The sequence below is a fragment of the Variovorax sp. 770b2 genome, from assembly GCF_900115685.1.
Lineage (GTDB): Bacteria > Pseudomonadota > Gammaproteobacteria > Burkholderiales > Burkholderiaceae_C > Variovorax.
In genome coordinates this window covers 182,631-196,525 of sequence record NZ_FOXJ01000009.1, presented here as the reverse complement: position 1 = coordinate 196,525, position 13,895 = coordinate 182,631, and the positions used below count along the sequence as shown (strand labels likewise).

12 protein-coding genes are annotated in these 13,895 nt (G+C 65.2%); 7 read left to right on the top strand and 5 right to left on the bottom strand.

Annotated features, from left to right (window positions below):
• The first annotated feature begins 27 nt into the window (after nucleotides 1-27).
• The 6 genes from BM133_RS31645 to BM133_RS31620 are packed head-to-tail and all read left to right on the top strand — an operon-like array spanning nucleotide 28 to nucleotide 6,186.
• The gene (locus BM133_RS31645) at nucleotides 28-1,635 is read left to right on the top strand and encodes an ABC transporter substrate-binding protein (RefSeq protein ID WP_093443014.1); all 1,608 of its coding nucleotides are present in this window, start codon (nucleotides 28-30) and stop codon (nucleotides 1,633-1,635) included.
• Nucleotides 1,632-2,651 (top strand): ABC transporter permease, encoded by a 1,020-nt coding sequence (locus tag BM133_RS31640; protein WP_093443012.1) that lies wholly within the window; start codon nucleotides 1,632-1,634, stop codon nucleotides 2,649-2,651. The genes BM133_RS31645 and BM133_RS31640 overlap by 4 nt, the downstream gene beginning before the upstream one ends.
• Entirely contained in the window at nucleotides 2,648-3,484 is an 837-nt protein-coding gene (locus BM133_RS31635) for an ABC transporter permease (protein WP_093443010.1), read from the top strand. Before BM133_RS31640 ends, BM133_RS31635 begins: the two co-directional genes overlap by 4 nt.
• Nucleotides 3,481-4,512 carry an ABC transporter ATP-binding protein gene (locus tag BM133_RS31630; protein ID WP_093443009.1) on the top strand — a complete coding sequence of 344 codons (1,032 nt, stop codon included), beginning with the start codon at nucleotides 3,481-3,483 and terminating at the stop codon, nucleotides 4,510-4,512. The genes BM133_RS31635 and BM133_RS31630 overlap by 4 nt, the downstream gene beginning before the upstream one ends.
• Complete coding sequence (locus BM133_RS31625) at nucleotides 4,509-5,363, top strand: nitroreductase family protein (protein ID WP_093443007.1); 855 nt, start codon at nucleotides 4,509-4,511, stop codon at nucleotides 5,361-5,363. The genes BM133_RS31630 and BM133_RS31625 overlap by 4 nt, the downstream gene beginning before the upstream one ends.
• Nucleotides 5,364-5,370: 7 nt before the next feature.
• Nucleotides 5,371-6,186 carry an ATP-binding cassette domain-containing protein gene (locus BM133_RS31620; protein ID WP_093443005.1) on the top strand — a complete coding sequence of 272 codons (816 nt, stop codon included), beginning with the start codon at nucleotides 5,371-5,373 and terminating at the stop codon, nucleotides 6,184-6,186.
• Between the two features lie 81 nt (nucleotides 6,187-6,267).
• Here BM133_RS31620 and BM133_RS31615 read toward each other — a convergent pair whose 3' ends face one another.
• The 5 genes from BM133_RS31615 to BM133_RS31590 form a co-directional block, all read right to left on the bottom strand.
• On the bottom strand, nucleotides 6,268-7,728 hold the full coding sequence (locus BM133_RS31615; protein ID WP_093443003.1) for a SidA/IucD/PvdA family monooxygenase: 1,461 nt from the start codon (nucleotides 7,726-7,728) through the stop codon (nucleotides 6,268-6,270).
• A gap of 607 nt (nucleotides 7,729-8,335) precedes the next feature.
• A complete protein-coding gene (yjjJ, locus tag BM133_RS31605) occupies nucleotides 8,336-9,721 on the bottom strand; it encodes a type II toxin-antitoxin system HipA family toxin YjjJ (RefSeq protein ID WP_093443001.1) in 1,386 nt (461 codons plus the stop codon).
• Nucleotides 9,722-10,052: 331 nt separating this feature from the next.
• On the bottom strand, nucleotides 10,053-10,868 hold the full coding sequence (locus tag BM133_RS31600; protein WP_093442999.1) for a TatD family hydrolase: 816 nt from the start codon (nucleotides 10,866-10,868) through the stop codon (nucleotides 10,053-10,055).
• Nucleotides 10,869-11,149: 281 nt separating this feature from the next.
• Complete coding sequence (locus tag BM133_RS34980) at nucleotides 11,150-11,377, bottom strand: hypothetical protein (RefSeq protein WP_143100269.1); 228 nt, start codon at nucleotides 11,375-11,377, stop codon at nucleotides 11,150-11,152.
• 159 nt (nucleotides 11,378-11,536) lie between these two features.
• Complete coding sequence (locus BM133_RS31590; RefSeq protein ID WP_256219416.1) at nucleotides 11,537-12,313, bottom strand: LysR substrate-binding domain-containing protein; 777 nt, start codon at nucleotides 12,311-12,313, stop codon at nucleotides 11,537-11,539.
• 253 nt (nucleotides 12,314-12,566) lie between these two features.
• Here BM133_RS31590 and BM133_RS31585 point away from each other — a divergent pair, with 253 nt between their 5' ends.
• Nucleotides 12,567-13,601, top strand: a complete 1,035-nt coding sequence (locus BM133_RS31585; RefSeq protein ID WP_093443065.1) for a tyrosine-type recombinase/integrase — start codon at nucleotides 12,567-12,569, stop codon at nucleotides 13,599-13,601.
• The last annotated feature ends 294 nt before the right edge of the window (nucleotides 13,602-13,895 follow it).

The following is a 13,895-nucleotide window of genomic DNA, read 5'->3' as shown; positions in this document are numbered from 1 at the left end:
CCCCGATTTTTTCACGAAAGCAGTTCCATGGACCGTCGTCGCTTCATCCAACAAGGCGGTGCCGCCGCATCGCTCGGCAGCATCGGCCTCAGCCTGCCCCTCTCGGCGCTGGCGCAGTCGCGCAAGGAAACCGTGCGCGTGCTGGCCGAAGGCGCACCGAACTCACAGGATCCGCACGGGGAAGGCGTGAGTCGAGAATCGCTCGGGCTCTTCACCAACGTGTACGACCGGCTGATCAACTTCGACCGCACGCAGATCTCGCCCGGCGTCTTCAAGTACGACTACGCGCGCCTGCGCGGCGAGTTGGCCGAAAGCTTCGAGCAATCGGCCGACGGCAGGACGCTCACCTTCAAGCTGCGGCGCGACGCGACCTTCCACGACGGCAAGCCCGTCACCGCGGCCGACGCCAAGTGGTCGCTGGACCGCGCGGTCGCGCTGCCGGCCAGCAAGCGCCAGCTGGCCACCGGCTCGCTGGAGAATCCCGCGCAGTTCACCGTGGTGGACACGCACACGCTGCGCATCGCGCTGCCGCGCGCCGACCGCTACACGCTGCCGAACCTGGCGCTGTCCTTCGCGTCCATCCTCAATTCGGAACTCGCCAGGTCACACGCCACCGCGGCCGACCCGTGGGCCACCGAGTGGGTCAAGAGCAACGAGGCCGGTGGCGGCGCCTACCGCATCGAGAACTTCGCGCCTGGCCAGCAGGTGATCTATGCGCGCTTCGACGCGTGGAAGAGCGGCACGCAGCCGCAGATCCGGCGCGCAGTGTTCCAGGTCGTGCCCTCCGCATCGAACCGCGTGGCGGCGCTGCTCAAGGGCGATGCCGACGTGGTGCTGCAGCTGCCGCCCAAGGACCTAGACGCACTCACAGACACCACCCGCGCCAAGGTGGTCTCGGTGCCGGTCACTACCAGCTTCCGTTTCGTGGCCTTCAACACGCAGGCCAAGCCCTTCGACGACGTGCGCGTGCGCCAGGCCGTGGCCTACGCCCTGCCCTACACGTCGCTGTTGCGTGGCGCCAATCTGGGACGCGGCGAGCCGCTGTATGGCGCGCGTTCGGCCAAGCCGGCCAGCAGTCGCTTTCCGCAGGCCTACCCGTACGAGACGCAGGTGCTGCGCGCCCGCAAGCTGCTGGCGCAAGCGGGTTTGGCCAAGGGCTTCAAGACCAGCTTCAGCTACAACGTGGGCGACGCCACGCTTGCCGAGCCCGCGGCGCTGCTGATCCAGGAAGCGCTGGGCAAGATCGGTGTCGAGCTGTCCATCGAGAAGGTGCCGAGCGCACAGTGGGGCACGCTGCAGACCGAGAAGAAGTTGCCCTTCTTCATCGACAGTTCGTCGGCCTGGTTCAACGATCCCGACTACTTCTTCCGCATCTTCTTCCAGGGCGACTGGCGCTGGAACTTCGGCTCGTTCAAGAACGACGAGCTCGCCAAGCTGGTGGACCAAGCGCGATGGGAAACAGACCGTGCGAAGTATGACCGCGGCATCCAGCGCGCGATCGAGATCGCGTTCGACCAGGTGCCGCTGGTTCCGCTGTGGCTGCCCGCCTTCGAGGCCGCTCTGCAGCCCGACCTGCAAGGCTTCACTTACTACATCCATGGGCAGGTCGATTTCCGGCCCCTCGTTCGCGCATGAGCATTGCAGGACGCGCCGCCAATCGGGTGCTGGCCACAGTACCTGTGTTGCTGGGCGCCGTGGTCTTCACCTTCCTGCTCACGCACGTGTTGCCGGGCGACCCCGCCGCTTTCCTGGCCTCGGGGCCCAGCGCGGGACCGGAGGAGATCGCGCAGATCCGCGCGCGCATGGGGCTGGACCAGCCGCTCGCGGTGCAACTGCAGCACTACCTCTACGCGCTGGTACACGGCGACTGGGGCCAGTCGCACATGACCGGGCAGCCCGTGCTGACCGACCTGTGGCAGCGGCTGCCGGCCACACTGGAACTCACCTTCGCCGCCTTCGCGCTTACGCTGGCCGTGGCGCTGCCGCTGGGCGCCGCCGCGGCACTGCGGCCCCGCTCGATCTGGGACCGCGCCTGCACGCTGCTCACCGTGGGCGGCAGCTGCATGCCCAGCTTCGTTATTGCGCTGCTGCTGATCTACGTCTTCTACTTCCTGCTCGGCTGGTCGCCGGAGCCCACGGGGCGCATCGACGCGATGCTCGCGCCGCCGCCGCAGGTGACGGGTTTCATGTTCGTCGATGCGCTGCTGGCCTGGCGCTGGGACGCGCTGGGCTCGGCCGCAGGACGGCTGCTGCTGCCCAGCGTGGCCATGGCCTTCTTTTCGCTCGCGCCGGTGGCGCGGCTCACGCGTGCGTCGCTCCTGGGCGTGCTGCGCAGCGACCCGGTGCGCACCGCGCGCGCGCTCGGACTGCCGCCGCGCGCGGCGCTCGCGAACGCGCTGCACCTGGCGCTGCTGCCGGTAGTCACCAGCGCCGGCATGGTGTTCTCGTACATGCTGAGCGCCAACGTGGTGATCGAGAAGGTCTTCGCCTGGCCCGGCATCGGCAGCTATGCGCTCGACGCGCTGATGGCGGCCGACCATGCCCCGCTGCAGGGCTTTGTACTGCTGGTGGCGCTGCTCTTCGTGTTCGTCAACCTGCTGGTCGATGTGCTGCACGGCCGTATCGATCCACGCGCTGGAGCCGGCGCATGAGCACGCGCCGCAAGGATGCCGCCGGCATCGCGGGCCTGGTGCTGCTCGCGCTGTTCCTGGGTGCCGCCCTGCTGGGCCCCGCGCTCGCGCCCTTCGACCCGTTGGCTACCGACGTGCCCGCGCGGCTGCAGGCGCCCGGCGCCGCGCACTGGTTCGGCACCGACGCGCTGGGCCGCGATCTGCTCTCGCGCGTGCTCGTGGCCACGCGGCTGGACCTGGCCATGGCGGCCGGCGCGGTGGTGTTGTCGCTCGCGGCGGGCAGCGCCATCGGCGCGCTCTGCGGCTTTGTCGGCGGCGCGCTCGATCGCGGCGTGGGCCGGCTGGTCGACGTGCTCATGGCCTTTCCGCTCTTCGTCGTGGCGATGGCACTGGTCGCGGCCTGGGGCAACAGCGTGGTCAACATCGTGTATGCGACGGCGCTGATCAACCTGCCTTTCTACATCCGCCTTGCGCGCACCGAAGTGGCCGTGCGGCGCAACGCTGGCTACGTGCTCGCGGCACGGCTGGGCGGTGCGCGGGCGCCGCAGTTGCTGTTCGGCGTGCTGCTGCCGCACGTGCTGCCGATGCTCGCGGTGCAGGGCTCCATCAACCTGGGCTGGGCGCTGCTGAACGGCGCGGGGCTGTCGTTCATCGGCTTGGGCGTGCGGCCGCCGACGGCCGAATGGGGCGTGCTGGTGAGCGAAGGCGCGCCCTACATCATCACGGGGCAGTGGTGGCTGGCGTTCTTTCCGGGCCTCGCGCTGTTCGCCGCGGTGGGCTGCTTCACGCTGCTGGGCGATGCGCTGCGCGACCGGCTCGATCCGCGCGGCGCAGCGGAGGCGGCCAGGTCATGAGCACGCCGCTGCTGGAAGTCGAAGACCTCAGCCTGCGCTTCGGCGCACCCGGTGGCGCGGTGCATGCGCTCGACAAGGTCGGCTTCACGCTGCGGGCCGGCGAGACGCTGGGCCTGGTCGGCGAAAGCGGCTCGGGCAAATCGGTCACCGCGCTCGCACTGGCCGGCCTGCTTGATGGCGGGGCGCACCTGCAGGCGCGACGCCTGTCGTTTCAGGGCCGCGACCTGCTGGCCGCCGACGGACGGCCCGATGCCGCAGCGTGGCAGGGGCTGCGCGGGCGCCGCATTGGCTTCGTGTTCCAGAGCCCGCGGCGCGCGCTGCATCCGCTGCGCAGCATCGGCTACCAGTTGCAGCAGGTGCTGCGCACGCATCGAAAGCTCTCGGCCGCCGAGGCGCGCCGGGCCGCGCTGGGCTGGATCGACCGCGTGGGCCTCGCCGACCCCGAGCGCCGCATGAAGGCTTTCGCACATCAGCTCTCGGGCGGCCAATGCCAGCGCGTGATGATTGCGCTCGCCCTGGCGGGCGAACCCGAGTTGCTGATCGCCGACGAGCCGACCACAGGGCTGGACGTGAGCACCCAGGCGCGCGTGCTCGACCTGGTGGCCGGGCTGGCGCGCGAACGCGGCCTGGCGACGCTGCTGATCACCCACGACCTGGCACTGGCTGCGCAGCGCTGCGAACGGATCGCAGTGATGCACGCGGGCCAGCTCGTGGAAACGCTGCCCGCCGGCACGCTGCGCGAGGGCGCGGCGCATCCCTACACGCGGCAGCTGCTGCGCGCCACGCCGCAGTCGGTGTCGACGCTGAGCGGCCTTCGCAGCGTGGACGGCGCGCTGCCTGACCTGTCGCGCAACGACCTGCCGGCCTGCCGCTTCGCCGGGCGCTGCGCACAGGCCGAGGCGCGCTGCCATACCCATGCGCCGGCACCAACACGCCACGGCGCGCAGCATGTGCTGCGCTGCTGGGTGCCCGCCCGCGCGCGCACCGGCGGACATACCGACCCGCAACCCCTCGCCATCGCCGCATGACCACACCCGAACTTCACCCCGACGCCGATCGCCTGCGGCAACTGCTGCGCACCCGCTACGGCGACGACGCAGCACCGGCCGCGCTGCCCGTGCCCGCGCCGAACCCGGTGCTTGAGACCCTGCTCGCACACCGCTCGGTGCGCGCGTTCACGCCCGAGCCGGTGCCCGAAGGCACCGTCGAATGGCTGGTGGCCGCGGCCCAGTCGGCACCGAGTTCGTCGAACCTGCAGACCTGGAGCGTGGTCGCGGTCAAGGACGCCGAACGCAAGGCGCGGCTGGCCGAATATGCCGGCAACCAGGCCCAGGTGCGCGAGGCGCCGCTTGTGCTGGTATGGCTGGCCGACCTCGCGCGGCTTCGCGGCCTGGCACGCGATGCGGCGGTGCCGGTCGAGGGCACGGAGTTTCTCGATTCATCGCTGATGGCGGTGATCGACGCGGTGCTCGCTGCACAGAACGCGGTCACGGCGGCGGCCTCTCTGGGCCTGGGCACGGTGTACCTGGGCGCGATCCGCAACCAGCCCGAGCGCGTGTCGGCCGAGCTGGGCCTGCCGCCCGGCGCGTTCGCGGTGGTCGGTCTGTGCGTCGGGTACGCCGACGCCTCGCGGCCGGCCAGCGTGAAGCCGCGACTGCCGCAGAGCGCGGTGCTCTCGCGCGAGCGCTATGCGGCGGCCGACCCCGCGGGCGACGTGGCGCGCTACGACGCGACCATGCAGGCCTTCTATGCGGCCGAAGGCATGGCGGCCTCGCGCTGGAGCGCGCATTCGCTGGCGCGGCTGCGCGACCCCGCCCAGCTGCGCGGACGCCACCGGCTGGTCGAGGCGCTCACGGCCCAGGGCATTGGGCTGCGCTGAACCCGCAATGGCCACTGCTCCACTGCTCGTCGTCGAAGACCTGGCCGCGCGCTATGCGCTCGCGGGCACGCCGGTGCTCGGCGGACTGTTCCATCGGCAGCGCTGGCTGCGGGCCGTCGATGGCGTGAGCTTTCAGATTGCGCGCGGCGAGTCGCTGGGGTTGGTGGGTGAATCGGGCTGCGGCAAGTCCACCTTGGCAACGCTCATTGCGCGGCTGGGCGATCCGCTGTCGGGGCGCATCCTGTTCGACGGCGCCGAACTCGCCACTCGCACCGCCGCCAGCGCCGCGCATGCACCGTGGCGGCATCGCATCCAGATGGTCTTCCAGGACCCCTTTGACAGCCTGGATCCACGGCGAACCGTCTTCGAGACGATCGCGCTGCCCCTGCGTCATCTGCTCGGCCTGGGCGCAGATGCACTGCACCAGTGCGTCCTAGAAGCCGCTCGACGGGTTCAGCTGAGCCCCGAATTGCTGCAGCGCAGGCCGCATGAGCTCTCGGGTGGTCAGGCCGCCCGAGTAAACATCGCACGCGCGCTCGCGCCCGGTCCGGATCTGCTGATCCTCGATGAACCCACGGCCGCGCTCGATGTGTCCGTGCAGGCTGGCGTGCTGGCCCTGCTCGACCGCCTGCGGCGCGAGCTGGGCCTGGCGATGCTCTTCGTCTCGCACGACCTCGGAGTGGTGCGCCTGTTGTGCGAGCGCGTGCTGGTGATGCGCGAAGGCCGCATCGTCGATGAAGGCCCCGCTCGCCAGTTGTTCGACCAGCCACGGCACCCGTACACGGCGGCGCTGGCGGCGGCTGTGCCCAGGTTTTCTGCATAGTGGTCAGCCCGCCGCGCGTCCAGAGTGCCGCCGTCCCACCCTCATCAGCGGACTGCCGACAGCACGTAGCGACCGAGCGCCTCAGGCCTCGAGCCGTTGCGCGCCGGCTTGCCAGATGGCTCCGGCGTAAAGCGTCTCGTCGAAATCCACCGGCACCTCGGCGCGCGTGCGCGCCTCGTGCAGCGCGAGATCGGCCAGCAAGAGGTCTTCGCTGATGCGGCGCACCACCGCGGGCACGTAGCCACGGATGCTGGGCACGTCGCCCAGCGGCAGGCCTGTGCTGGCGAAGCCGCCCGGGTTGTAGGTGTGGATGTCGCGCAGCCAGGATGCAGTGCCAGGCGTCTTCTCGAGGTATTCGAGCCCTGCGCCCAGATAGGGCGCCGCACCGAGTTCGTCGTCGCGCTCGTGCGCCGGCGGCTCGAAGCGATCACGCCAGCGCAGCACCAGGTCTGCCACTCCGGCCAGCTCAGGCCGCTGCGACAACCCGTGTGTGTAGCCGGTGCCGGCGATCACGAAGTCGAAGCGGAAGGTCTCGTCGTGCACCGAAGCGATCACCTTGCCGTCGCGCACTTGCGCGCCCTGCCATGAAGCCGCGAGGTGCAGGTGGAAGTTGGGAAACTTCAGCACGCGCTGCACCGAGTCCGGCGGCGGCGTGGTGCCTAGGCGCCGGTAGCGTGCCGCATGGTGCCAGCGCGTTGCATCGGGCAGAGCGAGGTAGTTGTCGTAGAGGCCTGGGTAACCACGCACGCGCGCCACCGGCGTGGCTGCCAATTGACTGCGGCGCGCGAACAAATGCACTTCAGCGGTACCGTTCTCGAGTGCCACCGCCGCCGCATCGAAAGCCGAAGCAGCTGCACCGATCACAGCTACGGTCTTACCTGCGAGTGCAGCGAAGTCGATGGCATGGCCGGTGTGGGCCGCGAGGCCCTTGCTCACGGCAGTCGCCAGCAGGTCGGGAACGAAGGGCGTACCGCTGCCGGCCACGCCATTTGCGAAGATCAGCTTGCGTGCGGTCTCAGTGCGCGGCTCGCCGTTCACCTCAAGGTGCAGCCTGAAATGCGGCAGCGCGGTGCTCGCGACTGGCTCGAAGCGAACGAGCCGCGTACCGTAGCGCACCGCGGTGCCCGTGATGCCACGGAACCAGTCGAGGTATTCGGCCCAAGCGGTGCGCGGAATGCGGTCGATGGCTAGGTAGGCCTCCTGCCCATGCCGCGATTCGTACCAGGCCTGGAAGCCCAGCGCCGTGACCGGGCCTTCGGGGCCAACCAGGTTTTTGAGCGTGCGCAGCGTGTGCATGCGCGCATGCGTAAGCCACACGCCGGACTGGGAAGCCTCGGCTGCTGCATCAATGACGCTGACGCCGCCGATGCCTGCGCGCTGCAGCGCGAACGCGAAAGCACTGCCGGTCTGTCCGCCGCCGATGATGAGCAGGTTGTGATCGATGCCGGGGTGCGAGGGCACCCAGTTGGCGGGCGCGGGGCCGAGCAGGCGGAGTGCTTGCTGTGCGTCGTCGTCGGGGTTTGTGGTGGAAAAAGTGCGCATGGTGGCAACGCGACCAAAGCCGTGCAGTTTGAAAGGCCCCAGGGCTTGCAGCAACGATGCATTTCAGATTTGCTCATGCGCAAATCACCCGTGCGCAGAGGCTCCAGTCCCTGAGGTAGCCCAGCCAAGCTCCGGCTTCAGTCCTTTGCGGCGAGCGGTCGCCTGAATGGCGTACCGCAGCGCTAGGTGGCAGCAGTGCCACATCTCTCTCTAAAGCCTACTAACAGGATACGAATAGGACAATCCACAACCACGCCGCGCCGGTACAACTGCGCCACTCTCCTTGAGAGCTTCGGCAGTCCGGCGCAGGTGGGCCGTGCGCTCGCCGAGTTGCAGAGCAAGGGCGCGTTGGTCAAACTCAGCGTCGGTGTGTATGCCAAGGCAAAGCCGAGCGCTTTCCGGCAAGCCTATTCCCGTGAAGAAAACGAGGGAAAAGGCAAGTTAGACATGTGGGCGCTATGGGCACGCAAAAACGAACTCAAACCATTTTATTTAACATAAGGTTTATTAAAACCGGAGGAATTTCACTGTGAAACGAGAATTCCTAAAAATCCAGTGAAGTCTTCTGCTTGGCGTCGAGTTGCGCCATGCGTTGCTTCGTCAACCTTCACGTACCACGTGTTTTTTGAAGTGTCCGTGAGTTTTGAGCGCACACCGCTCGGAATTCAGCGCTGATGCGATCATCGGCAGCCGCGCTGTCCCAAAATGCGACCGCAGCCACTGCAACTCGCTTCCAACGCTCTTTCTCCGATGGCAAGGGCAGCCGCGGTGCATAGGTTCTAGGGGGCAGTTCCACGCCGCGCACCGGTGCATAGGTCATTGGCAGCATGTCGTAGATCGGAGCTAATTGCAGCTTCGCTTGGTCGCCAACCTTGACGGGCTGAAAGGACAGATTGCCATCGTGCATGTCGGAATTGCCGATGAGCTGCCCGAAGTGCCCAAGAAGACCAATACGACCAAGATCATCGTCGGTGATCCATCCCATCTTGGCCAGGGGACGGACTCCCTCCACCCAAGGGCGCCCGCCGGCACCGACGAAAGTCGAGTTCAACGTGCTCCAGGAGACGACCGGGGAACGACCGATGGCCCCATGCCTGTCGAATCGATCGACCTCGAGAAACGTTCGGTTCGCAAGGATGAGGACTCTGGATTTGGCCACGTCGATGCCTGCGCGCTCCGCCAGCGCTTGAGCAGCAAGATGCTCGCAGACAAGCAGGTCTGCCCAGCGCCGAGTGCCCGGGGAATCATCAGATCCAGAGAACTTCACCAGCACGTGTTTGTTGCTTTCGGCGGTGCTCCGCATGGCAGTGAACTTCGGAAATTCGCCGCCCGCCGATGAGCCCGCCACTCCAAGTTCTAGAGCTTGAGCCGCAAGCCTGGGGTACGACTGGACCAATTGGTCGTCAGCTATTCCATGTGGTCCTGCGCGGTCATTCAACGCCTGCACTTGCTCGAGCCATTTCCTGGCCGCCGCTTCGCCCACTAGCAGGTCTCCTGGGGCGTCACTGCCAAGCAGCGAGAGTGCGTACAGCACGTCGTCGTCTGACCAGTTCGCCGGGTCATCGCTCACCTTCAGCAGGGCCCCATGGTGTCGCGCGAAGTTTCGCCCGAGAAAACCTTGCGGCCGCATGTCTTGCATCATGTACGGCAGACCTTCGAACCAGCCCTGCTTCATTTCATCGTCCAAGGGCCACCCAATCTCCTCGGAAAACTCCGCGGCTGTGCCATCGGGATACACCAAATCCAGCAAGGCAACCTGGTGTTGAGTTCCAAGGCGATCAATTCGAAAAAGCGGGATCGGATCGCTGTCCCCTCTCAGCGCTCGGCGTGCGGCGTATTTCGTGCGTCTGGCGTTTCCGCGCACGATAACGCCCGCTCCTGCAGCGCGGATGGCCCGGCTCAATGTGGGACGACTCACGCCCATCGCGTCAGCAAGTTCGCCTGCCTGAATCGGCCCTTTAGCGCGGAGAATTCCGACGGGATCAGCAGCCATATGAAACGATATTGAAAATTACCATCTATGCCCTCTTCCTGCTAGAAAATCGAATTTTGCATCATTTTATGAAACGATGCATGAAACGATATCGCCATGTGATTGCAAGAATGGACGGTCAGATGCCGCGACTGTGACTAACCCGCTACTTCGGCCATGAAGAGGGCGGCTGGAGGGCTGCATCAAGAAGGCTCCGGATGTTCTTCGAAAGGACAAATCGCTGTGTCAGATAAGGCCAGTCTTTCATCTTCGGCGATGGAGTCCGACCAGCAAAAGTACCGGCATTCCGAACGCGCGGGGTCCCGCAGAAAGTATGCGACTCCTGGCCGTTTCAGGCGCTTGGAAGACCGAACATGCGGCGGCTGTTGTCGCTGCAGACTCGAGCAATTTCTTCGACATCCCTGTTCATGAGCTCCGCCACGCTGATAGCGACCAAAGGCAGGTTGGCGGGTTCGTTGCGTCCGCTGCGGATTCCTGCGTTTTTCGGAAGAAGATAAGGAGCGTCAGTTTCAAGGTGAAGTCGATTCAAGGGGATTGCCGGTATAGCTTCGCGAAGCGCCCCGCCCCGTTTGAGATCTGACACCCATCCCGTGATGCCGATGTCTAGTCCCATGTCGAGGAACGCTTCCGCTTCCGCGCGGTCGCCGGTGAAGCAGTGAACGACACCACGGATTCCGCCCGCAACAACAGCGGTGAGCATGTCGTGGAAATCGGCAAACGCGTCGCGACAGTGGAGGAAGAGAGGTTTGCGCGTTTCGACTGCCATCGACAACTGCTGCTCGAATGCGATGCGCTGTAACGGTGGGGTCGAAAAGTTGCGGTTGTAGTCAAGGCCGCACTCCCCGACAGCTACGACTTCGGCAACCTTCCAAAGCTCTACAAGTGCGCGAAGTGCGTTTGAGTCGTGCGACTTTGCCCCGTGCGGATGAATACCCGCGGTCGCGAATACAACACCGGGATTCGCTTTTGCGAGGTCGAGGGCAAGGCGGCTGGAGGTGAGCGAAGTGCCCGTGGCCAGAATTTGCGTCACGCCCGCCGCCTTTGCACGGGTCAGCACTGCCTCCGTGATCGAGGCTAGCTGCGTCGAGTGGAAATTTACGCCAATGTCGACGAACTGGGGTCGATTACCTATCGAAGATGTGCTCATCTACTGATGGTACGTATGCGGGCGCGAGCCCATTTTGACAAGGGCAATCTTCGTAGATGGTGCAGGACTTGACATGCACCACATGCGGTTTCAGCGACGCTGGAAGACCGCGCCGTCCCACGCGCTGGCGGTCGACGCCGTGGTCGTTACGGACAGCACGAAGCACTTCGCGCGCGTACCGAGCCTGGTTCGCGACAACTGGCGTCGAGCGTCTACCGCACTGAACTGACAGCCTGACCGAGTGGACAGAGCTTCTAGCGAAGGCCACGGCCGCCTCGCGTTCAATCTCTCAAGTTAAAGCCCAGCGCTTCGACGCCCTTGTCCGTCAGCCGGAAGTAGGCCTTGTCTAAAGACTGCGTCAGCAACCCTTCGTCCATGAGTTGCTGAATGCCAATGCTGGAGCCGACAACTCGCCGGCTAAGTTGAAGAGCGTTTGCTGAACGCTCCTCATTTGGCCAATACTCTTGACGAAAAAATGCAAGGACTCGTTCTGCTTCGGCGGATGGCATACAGCGTAGGTCATTGAAGGGCACGCCATGCTAGCCGGACGGACACGCGAATGCTTCCCCGCCTTTGTAGGTGAAAGCCGAAACTCGCACGTGCGCAGCGCGGGCTAGCTGTCAGCTCCACCAAAAATTACTTCATCACCAACCGGGGATCCAACTCTGCTACGGCGAACTCCCGCAAGTGCGCAATGAGCGGGTCAACCAGTTCGGATGGTGCGCGCTGCAAGGGGGTGAGTACCGAGAACTCAAGGGGGACCGAAGGTTCGAATGGAATGAAGCGCAGGTCGCGCCCTTTGTATTCCATAGCGGTGATCGCATCGACCAGGGCGATGCCCTGACCCGCCGCCACGAGCTAGCAAAGCGCGGCCGAGACCTAGCTCTCCACTTGAGCCAACTGTACTTCACACCATGCGCCGCAAACGTAGTGTCGATCAGCAGCCGCGTGCCGATCTCGTTTGGGTGGGCGAGAAACAGCTCACCCTCGATGTCGCCCGGCACGACCACCGATTGGCTCGCCAGACGGTGCGTCACAGGAACGGCGCATGTGTGCGCCACCGTGAGCAGGCTGCCGCCGTGTGTGCCGGTGTTGTGGATGGAGAGGTTGACGATGCCCACGTCGCAGCGCTGACCGATCACCATGTCAACGATCGTGCGCGAGTCATAGGCGCCCAGCGAGATCTGGATTCCTCTGTGGCGCTTAAGGAAGTGCGGGATCGCGCGCGGCATGAAGGAAAGCGCGATGGACGGCGGCGCTGCAACGTGCAGCGCGCCGCGCTGTTGCGTCCTGATCTCATGGGCGGCGCGTGCGATGCGCTCCACGCCGATCAACGAGCGGTTGACCTCTTCGTAGAGCGTATGCGCCTCCACAGTGGGATGCAGCCGCCCGCGTGATCGTTCGAAGAGCTGGAAGCCCACGCTTTCTTCGAGGTCGGCGAGCAATCGCGTCACTGCCGGCTGCGAGATGAACAGCGAAGCAAAACCGCAGAAGCCGCAACGCTGTCAATCTGGCGGGCTGCATTAACAGCCCTGCCACTGCTCATAGGCATGAGTTGCAAGCCGAATTGAAAAATGGACTAACAGCATCGGATTAGTCCAAACAATCCCCCTCTAAGCAACCGCTCTAGTTTACCTGCCCAGCAACATACAGAGTATCATTCGTGTGCTGTTAGTCCATTTTTAGTTCGGTATGTCTATGGCTAATTTCTCCCTTCCTCTGTTCGATGAGCCGCCAATAGGGGGACACGTTGCTGAGTTCGAGCAAGCCTTCAACGCTTGGCTGGCCGATCAGCGAGCTGCGGGCCTCTTGCGCCTGGATGGTTCGGTGTCGCTCTATGAGGACATGTGGCAAACATTCGAGGGCTGGTGTCTAGGGCAGTCGCCTGTTGTCACCCTGTCGAACCTCGATCTGGCTGATCTGCAAGCGTTTCAGGCGGCGCGATTTGGCCGCAAAGCGGCCGATCTTTCGCTCACGCATCGCTACGCGTTGCGTTTGACGAGGTTGATCGATCGCGTACTCCGACACCATGCGGCGCGCACTGCCATCACAGTCAACACTGCAGCTTCGGACTGGATCACCGCAAATCCAGAAGTCCGTTTTGCCGGTGCCGCGCACGCCGACCCTAAGCCGGAGTACCTCTCGACGAGCGAGGCCAGACTGATGATTGCCTTTCTGTCGGCAGCCCGACCGCGCCCCGGCGCTTTGCGGCACGCGCGGGAAGCCCTGACCTGGCAGGACGTACGCAACCGAGCCTCGGTCGCGTTGCAGCTTGGTGCGGGACTCACCCCGGGAGATGTGCGTGCATTGACGTTGGACGCACCCGTCGCGCAAGGCGGCCGCGTGCGCGAGCGTCTGTGGAAGCTTCAGGTACCTGGGAACGGCAATTCGCCAGCGCGCGAGACGCCGATGGCGCCTTGGGCCGCGGAGTTGCTACAGCACTGGCTAACCGTCCGCGCGGAGGCGGGTATATCGGGTTCGTACCTTTTTCCGTCTTCACGCACTGGCAACCAGTGGCGAAAAGCATCGCAACACGAGTGCGCGAGTCGTGTACTTGAGGAAGCAGGCGTCGACTCGCGCGAAGGCGGGTCGTTCCGACTGCGCCACACGTTTGCGCTCCGGCAAATGCGCCGGGGGACACAACCGGACCAAGTGGCTCGATGGTTGGGCATCGACCCGGTAAAGATGAAACGTTACGAGCGACTTTTGCCGGGCGTGGTCGAGGTCGTATGACGGCATCTCTCCACACCGCCACCGCACATCCTTTGGGGTCGAGTGGCCCACATGATTGTGCTGCCGTCGGCATTGGTCCGTTGGCAGCCGGCGGATAGACGAACTGCGTTCGGCCAGCACCGTGGTGTGTCACCACAGCCCCTCTGGGAAATCAAGGTGCGCTAGGCGCCTCCAAGTTGACGCACTCCAAATACGCGCGGACGTCTATGTCACTTCTCTCCGAAAAAACCAGGCCCGAAAACCTCAGCGTCGCAGCTAGGACTGCCAGATCAGAAGGGAGCGAGTCGCTGGTCG